General features: G+C 64.5%; 16 protein-coding genes. 10 read left to right on the top strand and 6 right to left on the bottom strand.

The window, feature by feature from the left end; all coding sequences use genetic code 11:
- Window positions 1-8: 8 nt before the first annotated feature.
- Entirely contained in the window at window positions 9-131 is a 123-nt protein-coding gene (locus ACOGXQ_RS07805; protein ID WP_419946842.1) for a hypothetical protein, read from the top strand.
- A gap of 6 nt (window positions 132-137) precedes the next feature.
- The gene (locus ACOGXQ_RS07800; protein WP_419946841.1) at window positions 138-404 is read left to right on the top strand and encodes a hypothetical protein; all 267 of its coding nucleotides are present in this window, start codon (window positions 138-140) and stop codon (window positions 402-404) included.
- Window positions 405-472: 68 nt separating this feature from the next.
- On the opposite strand, the gene ACOGXQ_RS07795 is transcribed toward ACOGXQ_RS07800, so the two are convergent.
- Entirely contained in the window at window positions 473-595 is a 123-nt protein-coding gene (locus ACOGXQ_RS07795; protein ID WP_419946840.1) for a hypothetical protein, read from the bottom strand.
- Window positions 596-677: 82 nt separating this feature from the next.
- On the opposite strand from ACOGXQ_RS07795, the gene ACOGXQ_RS07790 reads away from it, so the two are divergent.
- A complete protein-coding gene (locus tag ACOGXQ_RS07790) occupies window positions 678-1,049 on the top strand; it encodes a DUF2237 family protein (protein ID WP_419946839.1) in 372 nt (123 codons plus the stop codon).
- Between the two features lie 23 nt (window positions 1,050-1,072).
- Complete coding sequence (locus ACOGXQ_RS07785) at window positions 1,073-1,660, top strand: hypothetical protein (RefSeq protein WP_419946838.1); 588 nt, start codon at window positions 1,073-1,075, stop codon at window positions 1,658-1,660.
- A gap of 10 nt (window positions 1,661-1,670) precedes the next feature.
- On the opposite strand, the gene ACOGXQ_RS07780 is transcribed toward ACOGXQ_RS07785, so the two are convergent.
- The gene (locus tag ACOGXQ_RS07780) at window positions 1,671-1,811 is read right to left on the bottom strand and encodes a hypothetical protein (RefSeq protein WP_419946837.1); all 141 of its coding nucleotides are present in this window, start codon (window positions 1,809-1,811) and stop codon (window positions 1,671-1,673) included.
- 56 nt (window positions 1,812-1,867) lie between these two features.
- Between ACOGXQ_RS07780 and ACOGXQ_RS07775 the strand changes: the two genes are divergently transcribed.
- A complete protein-coding gene (locus ACOGXQ_RS07775; RefSeq protein ID WP_419946836.1) occupies window positions 1,868-1,996 on the top strand; it encodes a hypothetical protein in 129 nt (42 codons plus the stop codon).
- Window positions 1,997-2,050: 54 nt separating this feature from the next.
- On the opposite strand, the gene ACOGXQ_RS07770 is transcribed toward ACOGXQ_RS07775, so the two are convergent.
- From ACOGXQ_RS07770 to ACOGXQ_RS07755, 4 genes are all read right to left on the bottom strand, one after another.
- Window positions 2,051-2,956: a LysR family transcriptional regulator gene (locus ACOGXQ_RS07770; protein WP_419946835.1), complete on the bottom strand. Its 906-nt coding sequence runs from the start codon at window positions 2,954-2,956 to the stop codon at window positions 2,051-2,053.
- Window positions 2,957-3,028: 72 nt separating this feature from the next.
- Window positions 3,029-5,692, bottom strand: coding sequence for a GcvT family protein (locus ACOGXQ_RS07765; RefSeq protein WP_419946834.1), 2,664 nt, complete (start codon window positions 5,690-5,692; stop codon window positions 3,029-3,031).
- On the bottom strand, window positions 5,689-6,990 hold the full coding sequence (locus tag ACOGXQ_RS07760) for an aromatic ring-hydroxylating oxygenase subunit alpha (protein ID WP_419946833.1): 1,302 nt from the start codon (window positions 6,988-6,990) through the stop codon (window positions 5,689-5,691). Before ACOGXQ_RS07760 ends, ACOGXQ_RS07765 begins: the two co-directional genes overlap by 4 nt.
- Before the next feature lie 68 nt (window positions 6,991-7,058).
- On the bottom strand, window positions 7,059-10,517 hold the full coding sequence (locus ACOGXQ_RS07755) for a pyruvate carboxylase (protein ID WP_419946832.1): 3,459 nt from the start codon (window positions 10,515-10,517) through the stop codon (window positions 7,059-7,061).
- Window positions 10,518-11,466: 949 nt separating this feature from the next.
- On the opposite strand from ACOGXQ_RS07755, the gene ACOGXQ_RS07750 reads away from it, so the two are divergent.
- Genes ACOGXQ_RS07750 through dpdF form a run of 5 tightly spaced genes read left to right on the top strand, consistent with a single transcriptional unit; the run spans window position 11,467 to window position 19,855 of the window.
- Window positions 11,467-11,685 carry a hypothetical protein gene (locus ACOGXQ_RS07750; RefSeq protein WP_419946831.1) on the top strand — a complete coding sequence of 73 codons (219 nt, stop codon included), beginning with the start codon at window positions 11,467-11,469 and terminating at the stop codon, window positions 11,683-11,685.
- A gap of 5 nt (window positions 11,686-11,690) precedes the next feature.
- Window positions 11,691-12,938: a tRNA-guanine transglycosylase DpdA gene (gene dpdA / locus ACOGXQ_RS07745; protein ID WP_419946830.1), complete on the top strand. Its 1,248-nt coding sequence runs from the start codon at window positions 11,691-11,693 to the stop codon at window positions 12,936-12,938.
- 8 nt (window positions 12,939-12,946) lie between these two features.
- On the top strand, window positions 12,947-14,107 hold the full coding sequence (gene dbpB / locus ACOGXQ_RS07740; protein WP_419946829.1) for a DGQHR domain-containing protein DpdB: 1,161 nt from the start codon (window positions 12,947-12,949) through the stop codon (window positions 14,105-14,107).
- Window positions 14,108-14,163: 56 nt separating this feature from the next.
- Complete coding sequence (dpdE, locus tag ACOGXQ_RS07735; RefSeq protein ID WP_419946828.1) at window positions 14,164-17,283, top strand: protein DpdE; 3,120 nt, start codon at window positions 14,164-14,166, stop codon at window positions 17,281-17,283.
- Window positions 17,276-19,855 carry a protein DpdF gene (gene dpdF / locus ACOGXQ_RS07730; RefSeq protein ID WP_419946827.1) on the top strand — a complete coding sequence of 860 codons (2,580 nt, stop codon included), beginning with the start codon at window positions 17,276-17,278 and terminating at the stop codon, window positions 19,853-19,855. Before dpdE ends, dpdF begins: the two co-directional genes overlap by 8 nt.
- The last annotated feature ends 7 nt before the right edge of the window (window positions 19,856-19,862 follow it).

Genomic DNA, 19,862 nt, shown 5'->3' with positions numbered 1-19,862 from the left:
AAACCACGATGAACACCTCAACGAACACCTCAACCGAGACCCGATCCCGTACGGGCGACTGGCTGCTCGCCATTGCCGTGGCGCTCGCCGGCTTCCTGCTGATCTTGAGCTGGAGCCTGCCCAGCGGCTGAGCTGAAATGGCCCGCACGAACGTGGCGTCCGCGCACCACCCGCCCGCCGAGCCGGTGCTGCATGCGTTCTCGTACACCGTCGAGGTCGCCGCCGCCCCCACGACGTTCGTCGTCTCGGGTGCGGGTGAGATCCCCGAAGCCACGCTCGACGACAACGAGATCATCCGCAAGGGCGAGACCGATCCCGAGGCGATGCGCGAGAAAGCGGCCTGCGTGACCGCCGCCATGGGCTCACGGCGCAGCGACGGTCTCAGCAGGGGTCGGCGGGCGTGAGCGGAACCACGCTCAGCAGCAGTGCCGTGCGCTCAGCAGACCGAGCAGCAGGTTCCGACAGAGCTTGGTCACAGCGAGCGCGGACCAGCGAGCACCGGAACGTGAAGCTCGATGATGTCCGGCCCGGGGTCGTGGGTGACGACTGATCGGAACCACGGACTCTGCAAGATCGACAGCTTCCTCATCGCCACGAAACCAACGGTAGCCCCGCATTCCGATCCAGCCGTTTTCCGCCTGACGCCACCGCCTCGATGACCTGAGAGACTGGGCGGCGTGGCCCAGAACGTTCTCGGCGGTGAACTGCAGCCGTGCTCGTATGACCCGCTGACCGGCTGGTTCCGCGATGGCTGCTGCAACACCGACTCGGGCGACTTCGGGGTGCACACCGTGTGCGCCGTGATGACCGCTGAGTTCTTGGACTTCTCGAAGTCGGCCGGCAATGATCTGTCGGCGCCGCAGCCGGACACCGGCTTCGACGGCCTGAGACCGGGCGATCAGTGGTGCCTGTGCGCCTCGCGTTGGACCGAGGCGTTCGAGGCGGGCGTCGCTCCCCCGGTAGTGCTGGAGTCCACCCACGCCCGCACGCTGGAATGGGCCGGCCTGAGCGACCTCGAGGAGCACCGATTCACCGGCAACGGCGCCTGAGGCCCCGCAGCCACCTCGCCGGGTTGGCGCGATTCGCTGGTGCTGCATTGGCTGTGGGACTCGTCTCGGGCTGCACCGGGAGCATTTCGGACGATCTTGCGGCCGACGCTCAGCCCTGGCATCGGCACGTCGAATGCCTGCACGTCATCGACGTGGTCGCTGAGCCTGGTCTTGGCTACCGGGCACACGGTTCCGACGGTGGGTTCATCGCTCTGCCCACGACAACGCTGCAGCTCGGACGGTCGGGATCAGAGGACTCCGGCTACGAGGACTACCGGTTCGCGAAGTTCGGGCTGCTTGTGCGCCGCGCTCAGCAGGCATCGCTGGAGATTGCGAGAGTCCCAGGCGACGCGTTCTGGGACTACGGGGACCATGTGTTCGGGTCCGCGGATGCGCTGACGGCCGGTCCGTGCACCACACATGGCCCGGCGTGCGAGGTCGATTCGGCCGAATACGCGGGCGGCTGGCCATGCGGGGCCGACCGTGGCGAATGGATGGTCTGGGCGGGCGGAATCTGGGTCAATGAACCCGGATGCGTCGAGGTGGTCGCCTCGTCAAAAGACGAGGAGATTCCCGTGCGGCTGGCCGTCGGTGCGCCCTGTGGCGGGTGAGATTGGTCTGTCAGGCGCCGGTGAGTGCTTCGATCAGTGCGCCGCAGCGGGCGTCTCGTCGCTTGAGCGTGGCGTGTCCGAAGCTGGGCGTGACGCTCAGTGTTCGCCGCGCGTCGCCGAGGGCCGGCCGGCAGCCCTCGCCGCCGCTCACGCCAGGAAGTTCGCGACACGCGCGGCGGAGCGTCGGCTGGGGATTGCATGCAGGTGATGGGCGCCGTCGGTGCGCGCAGGGACCATCCGCTGCCACGGCACTTGGCGGCGTCGCGTCTGACGCATTGCGTGGACGGGGCGACGGAGATCCAGGACGTCGTGATCAGCCGGGCATTGCTCGACTGAGTCTTTCCCATGGGACTGTCAAAGAGACAGACCGCAAGACAGTCTTGGCTCTGCTCAGGTCTTCTTGGTATCGCCGAGCCAGCCGACGATGGCATCGGCTACCTGCCGTTCCGGCGCGTCGTCGGTCTCAAAGCGCGTCAGGGCCGACCACTCCAGGTCGAGCCCCGAACGGCCGCAGCGCACGGCGACGAGCCGCCCCGAGTCCAGCCACGGCGACATCGCCCACCTGCTGAGTATCGACACGCCGAAATCAGCAGCGATCATCTCGGCGATGGCGCCGGTCTGCTCGAGCACGGTGATGGTCCGGGGTGACACCCCGGCGGGACGGAGGAATCGCTCGTACTCGAAACCCGGTGACGGTTGCCGGCTGTAGGTGAAGTAGTCCTCTTCGGTCACCGCCTCGGGGCCGATCCAGGATCGACCCGCGAGACGGTGATCCGGGTGAGTGACCAAGACGAGCTCGTCGGTGAACATGTGCTGGACCTCGCAGGTCCCGTGTGCGGGCCCCGGAGCGAGAATGAGATCGGCAGTTCTGTCGGCGAGCCGTTGAACGGGCGCGTCACCGACGACGACAAGTTCGAGCAGCAGACCCTCCAGCCGGTCGGCAGAAGCGGTCGCGAACTGTGCCAGCCAGTGGTAGCAGTCGTAAGAACCGACTCCGATGCGCACCGTCGCGGTCGTCCCGCCGACGCTGCGCATGAAGTCGCGCTCGGCGCGAGCGAGGTCCGGCATCGCCCGACGAGCTGCCTGGTACAGGGCAAGCGCCGCAGGCGTCGGCTGCATGCCACGGGACGGCCTGCGTTCGAACAATCGGCCGCCCAGCCGCCGTTCTGCCTCCGCCAGGCGATGACTGACCGCTGACTGGCTGACATGAAGTCGGCCGGCCGCGGCGGTCACCGAACCGGTTTCCGAGACCGCCATGATGGTCTCGTAGTGGTGCATTTCCAGACGTGAAGACATTGCTGCGAACTCGCCAGTCGAACGGGTGTGCATGAATCAAAGTGATGGTTCGCGCACAATAGCTGCACTCCCTCAGCTGCGCATCGCGATGCCCGACCGATCCCACAGACAACCGTCGACGAGGTGCGCAGCCCGCCGTTGCCCCACGATCTCGATCTGAAAGTCAGCGTCGTCGCAGCCCGCCGGCACGTAGCCCATGGCGACAGACACGTTGCTGTGGTGGGCGTACCCCCCTGAGGTCACCCAGCCGACCGGCGCCCCGTTGCAATAGACGGGCTCGTCGCCGGCAGCGTCGAAGCCGGACTCATCGGCGGGTCCGTCGAGCGTCCACGTACGCAGCGACATCGCCCCAGCGAAATCGCCCCGGCTGCCCTCCGACGTTCCGCCAAGCCCGTACTTGTCGATCAGGGCTGATCGCCCGACGAAATCAGCACCGTCATCGCCGGTTCTCGTGAATCGGACGAAACGACCCAGGCCTGCCTCGAAGGGGTCGTAGGTGGGTCGGTACTCACGCGCCCAGCTGCCGAAGCTCTTGTCCAGTCGAAGCGAGTTCAACGCAGCCAAGCCGAACAGGCGCAGCCCGTGTCCTTTTCCGTGCGTGACGAGCAGATCGAAGACGTGACGCAGGTAACCGGCATCGGTCCACAGCTCGTAGCCGAGTTCTCCGGTGTAGCTCAGCCGACCGCACCACGCTCGTGCCCATCCCACATCGAGCGCGGTGAAGCTGCCGAAGCGCATCGCCTCGTTGGAGACGTCAGCGTCGGTCACCTCCGACAGGAGATCTCTCGCCTTCGGCCCGGCAATGGCCACGCCGCACAGTTCGGCGCCGAGCGTGCGGTACCAAGCTGCTTCATGGGGTGCTCTATCGGATGACGCCGCTCCATGGGGCACAGCATGTGATTCGCGCCAGCGGGCCAGATCGGCATCGAACCACCGCTCGTAGTAGCGCTCGGCGATGCCCGAGCCGAAGATGATGAAGCGCTCGGCGGTTGCGGCATTGCCGGTGGCGCCGCCGGTCACCGTGTGCACCGGCCCCTCGGCAGACCCGGTCGCCGGCGGAAGGCAGGCCACGGTGAGATCACCGGTGAGATTGCCTTGCTCATTGCACATAGGCGCGAGCGAGATCCGGCCCGGCCGCGGCAGCCTGCCCGCCAGCAAGTGCGTGAGCCATGCCCGGGCACCGGGTCCCTCCACCAAGAACTTGGCGAAACCCGACGTCTCCATGAGACCGACGTCATGGCGTACCGCGTGCACCTCAGCACGAACATGAGGCCACGCATTGGAGCGGCCGAAGGTGACGTCCTCGGTTGCGTCGGGCTCTGGCGCAAACCACAGCGGCACTTCGAGGCCGTAGACGTCGCCGAAGACAGCCCCGGCCGCACGCTGCGGCTCGTAGATCGAGGTGGTCGCCAGTGGTCGGCCCTCGGGCAGGAACTCGTTCGGAAAGGCGATGCTGAAGCGCCGCTGGTAGTTCTCGCGCACCTTGGCGGCGGTGTAGGGGCGGGTGGCCCAGTCGCCGAACCGGGCAAGATCCATTGCCCAGACATCGAATCCGGGATCGCCGGTCGTCATCCAGTTGGACAGCCCGAGACCCACGCCGCCGCCTTGGCAGAGTCCCGCCAGCACCCCGCAGGCGGACCAGAAGCCCGGCAAGCCCCGGACCGGTCCGACGAGCGGGTTCCCGTCGGGAGCGAAGGTGAACGGTCCGTTGACCACCCGAGCGATGCCTGCATCGCCCAGCACGGGGAAGTGCCTGAACGCGGTGTCGAGCGACGGCGCGATGCGCTCGAGATCGGGTGTCAGCAGTCGCCGCTCGAAGTCCCAGGGCGTCTGGCGACGCTGCCATGCCACTGCGGCCTGGTCGTACGTGCCGACCAGCAAGCCTTGACCCTCCTGGCGCGTGTAGATCTCACCGCCGAAATCGATCGCGCCCATGAGCTCGGTGCCGGTGCGCTCGTTGTGGGAGATGACGTCATCGAGCGGTTCGGTGATCACGTAGGTGTGCTCCATAGCGAGCACCGGAAGCTCCACACCCACCATGCGGCCGACTTCACGCGCCCACAGCCCGCCGGCGTTGACCACGTGGTTCGCCTCGATCCAGTCGTCACAGCCGTCGTCGCCGCCTGCGTCTGACGTGCCGGCCAGATCGCCGCGGGAGGTGTCGTAGAGCCCGATGCGCCAGGCTGCGCCGTCCGGCGTTCGTTCGATACGGCGGGCCCAGGTGTGGCGGCGGATCTGGGCGCCGCCCGCCGTTGCCGCCTTGGCGTACGCATACGTCACGCCGCTGGGATCGACATGGCCGTGCTCGGCGTCGAGCATCGCGCCGACGAATTGGTCGGGATCGATGATCGGCAGGAGCCGGGCAGCCTCGGCGATCGGGATCATCTCGGAGTCGATGCTCAAGTACTTGCCCCGTGCATCGGTCATCTGCAGCCAGTCGAGACGCTCGGGCGTGTCTGCCAGGAAGATGGCACCGGTCATGTGGATGCCGCAGTCCTGGCCGGAGGACGCCTCGATCTCGCGATAGAGCTCGATCGTGTACTTCTGCAGCTTCGCCACGGTCGGGTCGGCATTGATGGGATGAATGCCGCCGGCTGCATGCCAAGTCGACCCAGCTGTCAGGTCGGCGCGTTCGAGCAGCACGAGGTCGGTCCACCCGGCGCGCGTCAGGTGATAGAGCACAGAGGCTCCGACGACGCCGCCGCCGATGACGACGGCCTGGACTCGCTCGGTCATGAGCGCCCAGTCGCGGTGGACGCTTGGATCCGTTCGATCGCGGGCGGCACTGGGTTGGGCTCACTGCCGAAGAGGTCAACCGAACCCGGGCGGTCGCCTCGGGGGATCTCCAACTCGGCAAGCGACGGCAGCGTCATCAAGTCGGCGGTCATCTTGTGGAAGCGATTCAGCGGCTCCTCGAATCTCGGGGCCAAGGGTCCCGGCGGCGCGCCGCCCGCAGAGATTCCCCGCTGTGCCCGCTCGCAGATATCGATGTCCTCGTCGTTCACTTCGATCCAGAAGCGGCGTGTGATCTCGAATGACTCGCGCAGCTCGGCCGATGGCTCGGCGTCGGTCATGGGGCCGGGGGGAAACAGGAAGGTGCAGTGCTCGAGGGTGCGGCCCGCGCTCAGCGGCTCCAGTCGCATCAGGAACATGTGGCTCGGCAGCACCGCGAGCGTCACGTTGGGGAACAAGGCCACGAACCTGCCGCTGGCGGCGTCGGAGTCGTCGAGTCCCGCGGCCGGAGGCAGCGTCAGCCAGTCATCGCGCTCCTCGCCCGAGACCGGCGTTGTGGTCTGCCCGCAGTACATGCCCGGCCCTTGGTAGCGGTAGTGGTCGGGCACTCGAGACACCTTGGCCAGCTCCGGATGCACCCACGGCAGGTGGTAGTACTCGGCGAAGTTCTCGGCGAGGAGCTTCCAGTTGGCGGCTACGTCGAACGTGCGCGAACCGCCAGGCACGCTGGCGGGGCCCCAGTTCTCGAAGTCGTAGGCGGCCAAGCGCTCGGGCAAGTCACCCAGCCATATCCGCAGCGGCGGCGCATCGGCATCCAGGCTGACGAACACCAGCGGACCCCAGACCTCGGTGCGGATCGGAATCAGCCCGTAGTCGGTCATGTCGAAGTCTTCCCTCGGCACCTCGTCGAAGAACGGAGCGGCCACGAGCTGACCGTCGGCGCTGTAGTGCCAGCGGTGATACGGGCAGCGAATCGTGTTGGCGATGTCGCAGTCGGCCTCCGCAAGCTCGGTGCCGCGGTGACGGCAGGAGTTCAGAAAGCCCCCCAGGCCGGCGTCGGATCGGGTCAACAGCACCGAACGCCCGCCCACCGAGCGCACCAGCAGCCGGCCTGGCTGCGCCACCTCGGCGGCCAAGGCCACCCCCACCCATGCCCGGCCGAACAGCCGGACCTGCTCGGACCCGAAGAAGTCCTCGTCTGCATAGACCGCCGGCGGCAGGGCGTATGCCGAGGTCATCTCGGTGCGGCTGCGGGCCCAGAACTCAGCCGTTTCCCAGTCTGTGACCGTCGAGTTCGCCATCTCGTAGTTCTATCGCGTCCCGGCAGACGTTCCGAACAGTGGTGCGCGGAAAGAGGCGCTTCGCCCGGTCAACCGTCGCGCTCGCTCTCGGGGCTCCCGGAGCGGCCGGCGGGGCGGATCTCCGCGATGAGGTCGCCCGGCTCGAGCAGGGCGCCGGGTGCCGCGGCAACTGAAATGACTGTGCCGGTGACCGGCGTCGAGATCGACGACTCCATCTTCATGGCCTCGATGACCGCAATCGTGTCGCCTGCAGCCACCTGATCGCCCTCGGACACCGACACGTTCACTGTGCCCCGGAACGGTGCCGCCACGTGGCCCCGAGCGCTGGGGTCTGCCCTGGCGTGTTCTGCCCGGTCGATCGCCACGGTGCGGTCGAGGGTGTCGATATCTCGGGGCTGGCCGTTGACCCGGAAGCTCACGAGGCGGATGCCCTCGTCGTTGGGCTCGCCGATGGACCGCAGGCCCAGCAGCAGTCGCACGCCCGGGCCGAGCACCACTGCGGTGTCTTCGTCGTGAGGGTCCAGGCCGTACCAGAACAGCAGCGAGGGCAGCACCGACAGGTCGCCGTAGCGATGCGTGTTCTCGTCCTGGGCGGCTGATTGGGTGGGGAAGAGCAAGCGGTTCAGCGTGGCGGCGCGATCGGTCGCCAAGCCCTCCGCGTCGTCGTCAGTGAGCTCGGAGGCCTTGGGCGTCCAGTCGCGGCCCTCGACTGCCTGGGCTCGGAACGGCTCCGGGAATCCGCCGGGCGGGGTGCCGAGCTCGCCGCACAAGAACCCGATGACGCTGTCGGGCAGGTCGGCCGAGGCGGGATCGGCCGCCAGATCGTCAGGTGTGACGCCGGAGGCCACCAGGTGCAGGGCCAGGTCGCCCACGACCTTGGATGACGGCGTGACCTTGATCGGGCGGCCCAGCAGCTCGTTGCACGCGGCATAGAGCTGTTCGACTTCCTCGAACCGGTGCCCGAGACCCAGCGCGGTGGCCTGGGTCCGCAGGTTGGACAGCTGCCCTCCGGGAATCTCGTGGCGGTAGATGGTGCCCGTCGGCGAAGCCAGGCCGGCTTCGAATGGCGCATACACCCGCCGCACCGATTCCCAGTAGGGCTCCATGTCGCCGATCGCGTCGAGGCTGAGGCCGGTTGCCCGCTCGGTGTCGTCGGTCATGGCCACGATCGAGGCAATCGACGGCTGCGAGGTCATGCCCGACAGCGGCGGAGCGGCGCCGTCGATGGCATCCACCCCGGCGTCGATCGCTGCGAGATAGGTCGCGAGCTGCCCGCCGCCGGTGTCGTGCGTGTGCAGGTGCACAGGCTGGGCGAATCGATCCCGCAGCGCACTGACCAGAGTCGTCGCGGCCGGCGGTCGCAGCAGCCCGGCCATGTCCTTGATGCACAGGATGTGCACTCCCGCGGCGTCGAGCTGCTCGGCGACCCCGAGGTAGTAGTCGAGGGTGTAGAGGTCCTCATCGGGGCTGGACAGGTTGCCCGAGTAGCAAATGGTGCCCTCGGCCACGGCGCCGGTCTCGATGACCGCTTCGATGGCGGGCCGCATCTGGTCGATGGAGTTGAACGCATCGAACACCCGGAATATGTCCATCCCGCACTCGGCTGCCTCGGCCACGAACTCATGGGCGACCGTGTCGGGATAGGGCGAGTAGCCCACCGTGTTGCGCCCCCGCAGGAGCATCTGGGTGCAGATGTTGGGTGCCGCGGCACGTATGCGCCGCAGTCGTTCCCACGGGTCCTCGTGCAGGAACCGCAGCGCCACGTCGAAGGTGGCGCCGCCCCAGCACTCCATGCTGAGCAGCTGCGGCATGTTGTGGGCCATCTGGCGGGCGCCGGCCACCAGGTCGATGGTGCGCAGCCGGGTGGCCAGGATGGACTGGTGGGCATCGCGCAGCGTGGTGTCGGTGATGGCCACAGTGGTTGCCGCTCGCAGTTCGGCGGCGAAGCCGGGCGGTCCGAGCTCGTCGAGTCGCTGCTTCGACCCGTCCGGCGGCGTGCGCGGCGTGGGTGCCAGCTTGGTCGCAGGATCGACACGGGTCGGGGCCGATCCGTTGGGCTGGTGGACGGTTACGTCGGCCAGATAGCGCAGCAGGCGAGTGGCTCGGTCGGCACCCACCGACGCAGCGGTCAGCTCGGGACGATCGTCGATGAAGGTGGTCGTGACCGGTCCGGCTCGGAATTCAGCGTCGGCCAGGATCGCCTGCAGGTACGGCTGGTTGGTCGACACGCCCCGCACCCGGTACTCGGCCAGCGTGCGCTGCATCCGGCGGACCACTGTGTCGAAGCTCGGCCCGCGGCAGGTGATCTTCTCGATCATCGAGTCGAAGTGCGGCGTGATCTCCACCCCCTGGTACACGCAGCCGTCCAGACGCACGCCCGCGCCGCTGGCGGGTCGGTACGCCACGATGCGGCCGGTATCAGGACGGAAGTCGTTGGCCGGGTTCTCCGCGGTGACCCGGCACTGCAGTGCAAAGCCCCGCAGGCTGATGTTGCCCTGGCTCAATCCGAGATCGTCGAGCGTGGCGCCCGAAGCGATGCGCAACTGCGATTCCACCAAGTCCACATCGGTCACCTCCTCGGTCACGGTGTGCTCCACCTGGATGCGAGGGTTCATCTCGATGAAGACATGCCGACCGCTGGCGTCCACCAGGAACTCCACAGTGCCCGCGTTCGCATAGCCGATGGCCTCAGCGAACCGGACGGCGTCTGCGAGCAGTTGCCCTCGCACCGCAGGGTCGAGATCCCTGGCGGGAGCCATCTCGACCACTTTCTGGAACCGCCGCTGCACCGAGCAGTCGCGTTCGTAGAGATGCACGACGCTGCCGCCCGCGTCGGCCAGCACCTGGGCCTCGATGTGGCGCACGTCGGTCATGGCTTCTTCCAGGAAGACGGTGCCGTCGCCGAACGCACTGTGCGCCTCTCGCCGTGCGGCGTCGATCGCCTCGGACAGGTCGCTCGGACGCTCCACACGGCGCATGCCCCGACCGCCGCCACCCGATGCGGCCTTGACGAACAGCGGGTACCCGATCCCCGTAGCAGTGGCGGCGACATCGATGTCGCTGTCGGGGTCGATGGGCGCCGACTGGCGCAGCACGGGCAGACCTGCCTCGTCGGCTGCCTGCCGCGCCCGGATCTTGTTGCCGGTGAGCCTCAGCACTTCCCCGCTCGGTCCGACGAACGTGACACCTGCAGCTGCGCATGCGTCGGCGAGATCGGGACTCTCCGACAGGAACCCGTAGCCGGGGTAGATGGCGTCGGCGCCGACCTCGACCGCCTTGGCCACGATGGCCTCGTGGTCGAGGTAGGCCCGGACCGGCCGGCCCTCGGTGCCAATGACGTATGCCTCGTCGGCCTTGATCCGGTGCAGGGCACCGCTGCGCTCCTCCTCGACGGGAAGGATCGCAACCGTCCGGATACCAAGCTGGGTCGCAGCGCGAAAAGCACGGATGGCGATCTCGCCCCGGTTCGCTACGAGCAGTTTCTTCATGACGATCTCCGGTTCGATGACGCCGCCGGCAGGAGGCATCCCCGCAAGACTCCGGGCCTGCGTACGCCGACGCCGCCGTTGGTGATCACCTTAGATTCGCCCGTGTTGAGAGCGAGAGCGACTGGGGCATGCGCAGCCTGCGCGCCGTTCCGCTGGGTCAGTACGGTTGTGCCGTGCGGGCCTCGAGGAATGCGATTGCGCAAGCGTGTCCGGGATGGCGCCTAGTCCTATTGGGCAGCCTGGGTGTCAGCCAATGAGTGCGGCTGGCGTCCACACTTTCGTTGCGTGTACCAGCCGGAAGCGATATCGGCCAGCGCCTGGCTTGCAGTTGCGCGACCTTGATGGTCCGGTGGTTCGGCGCGCCACCGAATGGACGAATCGACTGGAATCGGCTCGTTGCGCAGTCGCTCCGCTGGATCTGTACACGGGAAACTCTTGGTATGTGGCGCGCGATCTGCGAAGCACTTTGGAGATCGACAGTCACTTGTGGGCTCTGTCGGCAGGCTTCGGCCTACTGCGAGCTGATGATGACATTGCGCCCTACGGGGCGACTCTGGCCGGTGGTCACGCTGATTCCGTGGTTCGCCGTACCGATCCGGACTGCGCCTCTCGCGTGACTCGGACGTGGTGGGGCGCACTGTGCGACTGGCGCGGCCCCAGTTCGCAGACGAGCAGCCATCGAGAAATCGCGTCAGTAGCTGCCAAACACCCAGCCGATCTGTTTCTGATCTGCGCAGGTCGGGCCTATGTGGACGCTATGGCCGACGATCTGGCGCGCGCCGCAAATCACCTAGCCGCACCTGAGCGCTTGATCATTTTCGGATCGGGCGAATGCCCCGACGGCCGCCTCGGGCGCTCATGGGTGCGCGTGCAGTCACGAGTTCGCCTAACGGTCGGTGGCGCGCTGAACTCTCTTTTCGTCCGAATCGCTCGCTATGCATTGGTCGAAGGCGACTCGTCACCTGCGGACGCCCGTGGAATGCAAGCGATGGTTGATCGACTGGCAGCCTCTGTCGAGCGACCGACTGCTATACGGCGCAATAAGTCCTCCGACGAGCAGATCGCAAACTGGATCGCTGGCGAGTTGCAGAGTGGGGAGCGCATCGCCAAGTCTGCGGCGTTGCGCAAACTCCGGCAAGGCGGGCGGGCATGCGAGCAGAACCGGTTCGGGCGACTGTTCGACGAAGTACAGGCTTCGCTCCGGTAAGCGAAGTGAAGTTCTACTTTCCCGACAGCCAGGACCAGGTGGATCCCAGCTTTGATTTCCACTCCGAGGAACGCTCGCCCTTTCGCGTCCGGCAGCGAGACGACCGGTACGCCCATGAGGTACTACGGCCCGCGCCATACGACGGCCTGCTGGTCTCCAAGCCAATCGTCGATGGCTTGCCTGGTGTGTCAGGCAAGTACACCGAGGCGCAGCGGCATCGTCTCTATCGGGAAGGAGTCAATCGCTTCTTCAGGCTTGAGCAGCAAGGCGGCCAACTCGAGATCATGGGAGATTGTGGCGCATTCACCTATGTCCGCGAAGATCAACCCCCCTACTCCGTGAACGAGGTCATTGACTTTTACCAGCGCTGTGGGTTCGATGCCGGTGTTTCAATTGATCATGTTGTGTTCGGTTACGACCCGGAGTTGGATGCGTCACCACCGGATGTGCCTGCAGAATGGACGCGCCGACAGCAGTTGACGCTCTCGCTAGCTGCTGAGTTTCTACGACAGCATCGAAAGAATCAGTGCAGTTTTGAGCCAATTGGAGTGGCACATGGATGGAGTCCGCTGTCATATGCAGCGTCGGTAAGGCAACTTCAGAGCATCGGATATCGGCGCATAGCGATGGGTGGCATGGTGCCATTGAAAACGCCAGCTATCATCTCGGTCCTGTGCGCAGTGAAAGAAGTAACCTGTAGCAACACTCACCTGCATCTACTTGGTGTAACGCGACCCAACCATATGCGACAATTCGCGAGATGCGGTGTAACAAGTTTTGATAGCACTTCGCCGTTTGTGCAGGCTTTTATGGACGAGCGAGATAACTACTATACGCTAGATGGTTCCCATGTCGCCATTCGGATTCCACAAGTCGACGGAAACACGCGCCTACGGAAACTAATAGACGCTGGCAAGATTGACCAGCGCTACGCGAGGCGACTTGAACGTAACTGTTTGGCAGAGATTCGTGGCTATGCGGCGGGTCATGGTTCATTGTCGTCGGCCATTGAGGCAGTCGCAGAATATTCCGCATTGTTAGGTGACAAGAAGGATCGGACGCAGCAGTATACAGACACGTTGGAATCAATGCCTTGGGAACAGTGTGACTGTGACGTGTGTCGCGACATCGGCGTCGAAGTGGTGCTTTTTCGAGGCGCCGAACGCAATAGACGACGAGGATTCCACAATCTCCATGTATTTGAGCAGCGCATGAGGCGTGAGTTGACACATCCCTGGGAGCGGCTAGATTGACGAATTCTATGAAGGTGCCTGTCGACGGTGAGGTTCTGCGCTTGCCCGCGCTGGAAGTGGAGCAGGGTCCACAGAGCTGCCTGTACATGTTCGCGATCGATGGCAAACAACTGCCCCGTTTCACCACGGTCTCTCGCGTCCGGCGCGAAGACGGTGTACTCGACGGCTACCAACGGCCGGAGATCTTGGCGCATGTGAATGCGATCCGCAGCTATATCGAATCTGAGGAGCCAATGATCCCGAATGCGATAGTTGTGGCGTTTGATCATCGAGTACGGTTCGAACCAGATCAGGAATCCTCGGCCAAGAACTCCACTGCGCGGGCAGGCCATCTTGTTGTCCCCGTCGATGACTCACTGCCAGACGAAGACAAGCCCGGATGGATCGTGGATGGTCAGCAACGCTGGGCAGCGATGCGCGAGGCCAATGTTGACGCATTTCCAGTTTGTGTGACTGCATTCGTGACAGACGACGAAGGGCAGCAGCGGGCCCAGTTTATTCTTGTCAACTCCACCAAACCGCTCCCCAAGGGCCTCATCTATGAGTTGCTGCCGTCAACGTCAGGTTCACTACCGCCATTGCTGTCGCGCAAGAAATTTCCTTGCCTGCTGCTCGAACGACTCAATCTAGACGAAGATTCACCTTTTCTCGGGATGATTCGCACTCCCACTACGCCGAGCGGTCTAGTTAAAGACAACTCAATTCTGCGGATGCTGGAGAATAGCCTGACCGATGGCTGCCTCTACCACTATCGCTACTCGGAGAGCGCAGGCGGCGATGTTGAGCGCATGTTGGAGTTGTTGCGAAATTATTGGTCGGCAGTGCGCGAAGTCTTCTCCGAGGCATGGGGCTTGTCGCCACGCAAATCTCGTCTGATGCACGGCGCCGGAATTGTAAGTATGGGCTATGTAATGGATGCCTTAGCTGAGCCAGATATTGAACTGGGTGAGGAACCGAGCAAAGAGTTGTTTCTGGATGGGCTCGAAGTTCTGCGCAACTGTTGTCGATGGACACACGGAACCTGGCACTTCGCCTCAGATGTCGAGCGCAATTGGAACGACATTCAGAACACCTCGCGGGACATACAACTGTTGAGCCGCTACTTGCTCACTCAGTGTGAGGGCATGTTCAGCAATCAAGGACAGCTGGCGATAGGCGATCTGACCTGAACTGAGAATCAAATGGCAGTTAATGTCGAGAAGACGAAGCGAGGCTCAGGGCTCCTATGATTAGCGCGATTGAGCAGTTGAGCGCTGGTTCGCTGGTTGATACCGGTTCTCCATATGGGATCGGAAGACTAGTCTCATTTGACTCTGCATCTGCGCGAGTGCAGTTCTTCAAGGGACCTGCGCAGAGTCCATATGTTACCGAGTCGTTTGCCATAACTGACATCGCCCCGGCCACGCTGATGCCGCATACACGTGCCTATGTTCTCAACGGAAGCCACTGGAAAATTGGACGAATTGTTAGTCACCATTCCGACGAAGTGGGACGATATGCTATTAGCTTTCCGAAGCAAGAGGGTGCACTACTCTCGGCGAGCGACTTTGAAATCCGTTGGCAACAGCCAGTTGAAGACCCGTTCGAGTGCCTAGCGGTTCTTGGCGGTGACAATCCGGTCATCTATAGGTCGCGGAAGGATTTGATCGAGCAGTGGCATCGTCAAGCCTCAGCGGCGCGCGGGATCGAGAGTCTGTTCTTGGCCTCTGCTGAACTGCACGATCATCAAATGACGGTTGTGCGTACGGTCGTCGCGGACTCGTTGCGTCGCTATCTGCTCGCGGATGAAGTCGGCCTTGGCAAGACAATTGAAGCGGGGGCATTGATAGCGCGCAGCATCAATGGGAACTCTTCGCGGGCTGTGTTGGTACTTGTACCTGAGCACTTGGGCGAACAATGGGCACACGAACTGCGTCATAAATTCCATCTCGGCGAGGCTTTGGGTGACACCGTGGTCATTTGTTCTCATGATGAATGGGACGCTTGGCCGCACGGTAGTGTTGACATGCTTGTCGTTGACGAGGCACATCGCCTAACCCGTCTTGCCCGCCGCTCGACGGACACGTTACGCCGACTCGGAGAGTTGGCCCATTACGCAGCGTCTGTGTTGCTCTTGTCCGCGACGCCGGTGAGATCCAACGAAGTCGCGTTCCTTGACTTGCTGAATCTGCTGGACCCCGAGAATTACCCGCGCGACGATGTCGAATCGTTCGTCGATCGTGTGCGCATCCGAGACCAAGTGGCCCTGATTCATGAGGCATTGACCGATGACCTAGACAGGTTTGACGTCTCGCTGTATGCCGACCAATTGGTGCAAACGTTTCCGCACGATGACGCGCTGCAGTCTCGTGCGAAACACGCCGTCCGGTGTTCAGACGACGAGCGCCCCGCTGCAGTGAGAAGATTGCGCCACCATCTATCGCGGACTTACCGCCTGCACCACCGCCTGCTGCGCACGCGGCGCTCACGCAGAATCGGTGCTCACTTTGATGTACGCGGACGTTGGTGTGCAGAGTCCTTCGTCGTGGAGGTGGCGGACGAGACCGACCGGTTGCGCCGCAATCTGGCTGACGCATTTCGGATGCATCTGGCGGAACAGCTTGAGACCGGTGTACTTGACGAAGCTCAGGCTGCCGCTGCGTTCGCTCGCATGGCTGCAATGTGTGGTTCACACCCGACGGCGCTGTTGTCGCTCACTGAATCGACTTGGACGGGTACGGGAGATCCATCAGACTTGCTGGTCGCTGCGTGGCTCTCCTCTCGCGCCGATCATTGGCGGCGAGAACTCCGAGCATACGCATCTTCAGTGACCGATCGCTTGGTAATGGCGTTGGACCACATGGCGATCACCAAAGATCGCGGCAAGGTAGTGGTGATTTCCGCATTCTCGGCGGTAGCCGAAACCGTTGCCGACGCTCTCGTTCGCCGGCGTGGAGAGCACCGCGTCGCAACCCATCTTGATCACCATTCCCGTTCCGAGCAATTCGACGCTGTGGAGCGGTGGAAGTCGCAGCCGGAGTGCCGCGTGCTGGTGTGTGACGCCAGCGCCGAGGAAGGAATCAATCTGCAGACTGCGAGCGTCATCGTCCATCTAGACCTGCCATGGGAGGCCTTTCGGGTAGAACAGCGCATCGGTCGAGCAGATCGATTCGTTACTGACAATGACCTGCCAGTGGAGTCGGCCGTAGTCATGTATGGCGAGCAGCCTCTGGCCCGCAATTGGCTTGCGTACTTGCGTGAGGCATGCGGAGTCTTTGACGCTTCGGTTTCATCGCTGCAGTACGCGCTGGCGGACATCGAAGCGGCAATGCTGCGGCGAGTACTGCGCGATGGTGCCGGTGCGCTGACTGCCGATCTGCCAGGACAGAAGGAAGAGTTGGCGGAGGAGGCGCGGCGCATCGTTGCGCACGACTCGCTCGATTCTGTCGGGAGCCAGCATGACGATCTGAACAAGCGCGTCCGATATGCGGATACGGATCGCACCTTGGCATCTGCGCTGAAGACGTGGCTGGAAGGTGTCGGAGCCCGACTGACCGAGCCCCATGAGGGCACGATGCGGATCGCCCGCAAGCCACGGCTGCAGGTGCCTTTCAGTCTGGAGCAGAAGGTGGCACCGTGGCTCGACGAAGAACTGGCGTTGACGCGGACGGCCGCTGTGCGGCATCGCCGCCCAATCGTGCGGGCCGGGCACGGTCTCTTCGATGCCGTCGCGGAACATCTGCAGGCCACCGATCGCGGCATTGCCTTCGCATTCTGGCGACCCGTGGCAGGGGTGTGGCCGCCCGAGCCACTGTTCAGGACTGATTTCCTCGTTCGGGTCGGCGAGAATGCCCGACTGCACGGCGTAGCGACTCAGAACGGATTGGCGGACTGGCTGACAGCAGCCATTGAGAATGCGATGCCGCCCGTCGTGGAGAGCGTGACAGTGCGGCGCGACGGCACGGAGGTGACAGCTGCAGAGGGGACACGTCCGTTCAGCCAGCGACGAGGCGATCGCAATCTAATGGCGGGCACCGATCAGTTTGCGGATCTGACAGCACATCTCGACTGGCGAGCGCTGTGTTCGCGGGCGCTCGGCCATGCGAGAACTGTGCTGGCGCGACGCCAGTGCTTCGACGAGGCATCCATGGAGGCTGCTGGCGCCTTGTCGGAGGCGATTGAAGGCCGGCTAGAGACGCTGCGCGCAAGGAACAATGCAGGAAATCGCGGTGATATCAGCCAGCAGATCGGCTTTGAGCGTCTCGCCGCAGCGGTACCCGGACAGCTGGACGTCGCCTGGGAGGTATTGGGTTGTGGCGCGATTCTCTGCGGCGATCCAGCGAGGATACGAACTGCCAATGCATAGCGTCACTGCGGCACAGGAAGTGCTCGACGGGTGGTCAGCTCAGCACGGCATTGCGCCCGTTGACCGACTGACGAGCGCGCTTGCCGATGTGGAGTCCGGCCGGGCAGGTGCTGGAGACGTGGCCGTTCTTCTCCGTCAGGTCCTGCGTTGCGACGACGTGAGCCGAGCGGTGCAACTTGACGATTCGCCAGAAGCACTCAACGGTTCACCGATCACGCGTGCATGGCTGGACGTTCCTCACGGAGCGATGTTCGGGCGAGAGTTTGACTGGTCGGCCTTCGGACTGAGCGCGTCACCATCGCAGCGTGGTGCAGCCACTCGCATCTGGGCCGAACCGTGGTCGCCGGTATGGCTGGAAGGAGCATCCCAGCACCCTGTCGACCATGAAGTCTCCAACGCGGCACCGGTCCGACCCGACGCGTCGGTTCGTGGCGATCCGTTCCTGCAGACGCTCGACACCGAGTTCGTGGAGTACCGATCTCCCGGGCAGCGGGCCGCTGTGCGCAGTGCCCTGGTTACGCCTCCCGGCAGCACCTTGGTCGTGAACCTTCCCACGGGGGGTGGCAAGACCTTGGCATTGTTGGCTCCTGCGGTCCATGCTGCGGAGCACGGCCAGACCTCAGCGGTCGTGGTGCCGACGGTGGCGCTCGCACTCGACCAAGAGCGTCGCTACGCGCAGCAGCACCCTGCTGCCCCGCCTACGGCGTATCACGGCGGACTGTCCCCTGAACACAAGCGAGCCATCCGGGAACGGCTACGCAACGGTCAGCAGCCGATCCTGTTCACGAATCCCGAGGCACTGGTGACATCGCTCGCCGATGCGCTTATCGCCTTGGCAGGAGGCGGTCGGCTTGCGCTGCTGGCCGTGGACGAAGCGCACATCGTGGCCTCGTGGGGGGACGACTTCCGCCCGCATTTCCAACTGCTCGCAGGCCTGCGAGACCGACTCTTGAAAGAGGCTCGAGGTCAGGGCCATCCGCCGCCGCGCACCGTGCTGGCAAGCGCAACGATCACCGAGTCGACGCTGCACTTGCTGGAATCGCTGTTCGGGCGGCCTGGCCCGTTTCTACAGGTAGCCGCGCCCGTGGTGCGGTCCGAGCCGGTCTACTGGGTGGCACCGACAGCCGCGGCTGGGGTGCGAGACAACCGCTTGCTGGAGGCGCTGCGGCACCTCCCGCGTCCCGCAATCGTCTACACCACCCTGCGGGACGATCGTGCCGCGCGTCCGGGCACGCTGACGCCGCGCGGTCTTGAGCAGTTGAGCCGCCAGCACGGCTTTCGGCGACTGGCCGTCGTGGACGGAGCGTCGTCGTCGTCGCAACGCGAGCGCGCATTGCACGCGCTGCGCGATAACCCGAATGCACCAGCGTCCGTCGATGTGGTGTTCGCCACCTCGGCATTCGGCTTGGGCATCGACATTCCCGACATCCGCACCGTGGTGCATGCGTGCATGCCGGAAACGCTGGACCGCTACTACCAAGAAGTGGGGCGCGGCGGGCGCGACGGGCGCCCGGTGGTGTCGCTGGTGCTGCCCACAGGGGCTGATCGCGACGTGGGTGCCCGCATGGCTTCGCCGAACGTCCTGACGGTCGAGAATGCGCGCCTGAGATGGGACGCGATGGCGGCTGCGGCGGACTGGGGAGACGACAACACGCTGCGCCTGCCGACCACTGCTGTGGCAGGCAACGTGAAACGTCACAGTGACTACAACGAATCGTGGAACCTCGCAGCCGTGAGCATGATGGTGCGAACCGGCGCGTTGTCCTGGGAATTTGGTGCCAGCGATGCCACCGGCCGCGACGACGAAGCCGACAACGACCGCGGATGGCTATCGGTTCGACTGCTGCGTGGCGGACATCAGACTGACGAGTTCTGGAATGACGAGGCAGAAGCGTTTCGGCAGGAGCGTCTGTCGGTAGGGCGCGATGGATGGGACCGATTGGCAAGGGCGCTCTCGGGCAAGCACTGCGTGGGCGAATTGGTCGCCGAGAACTACACCATCGAAGCGCCGAGAGAACTGGCGACCACCTGCCAATGGAAATGTGGCAGGTGCCAGTTCTGTCGCCGCCTCGAGCGTCGACCGACGGCGGTGCCGTCGCCCACGGCGGCAGCGGTCCGCGTCGAGTGTCCGGCTTCGAGTCTGAGAGGTCTGGCATCGACTGGCCGCTTCGGCCCACGCGTGATCGTGTGCGCCGAGCCGGCGGAGATTGCATCGCGGCGCAGGCTGAAGCGGATTGTGGGCGGTCTGCTCAGTGCTGGAGGCATCGGGCTGGCGGTCGTTCCGGCCCGCCGCGCCGACGAATTGGCTGACACCTGCTTGCGGGCCCCGCGGGCGAACTGGCCTGTGGCCCTCAGCACCGACGACGATTTTGATCCACTGTTTGAAGTGGGCGTGCCGACGCTGCTGCTATCCGACAGCGACGTCGTGCCCGGCTCGTGGCTGGACGGAAGCTCGCAGTCAGGTCTCTATGTCGTACTCGGCCGCACGGGTGCCTGGGCCGGGCAGACTGGTCTGCGACTCCACGAGTGCGACGGCGCACGGTCGGTTCGAGAGATAGAGCGCCTGCTGTAGGAGGCGA

It is taken from the genome of Candidatus Poriferisodalis sp. (genome assembly GCF_965208485.1).
GTDB lineage: Bacteria > Actinomycetota > Acidimicrobiia > Acidimicrobiales > Poriferisodalaceae > Poriferisodalis.
Note: the sequence above shows the minus strand (reverse complement) of the source record. Positions and strands in the feature narration are given on the sequence as shown.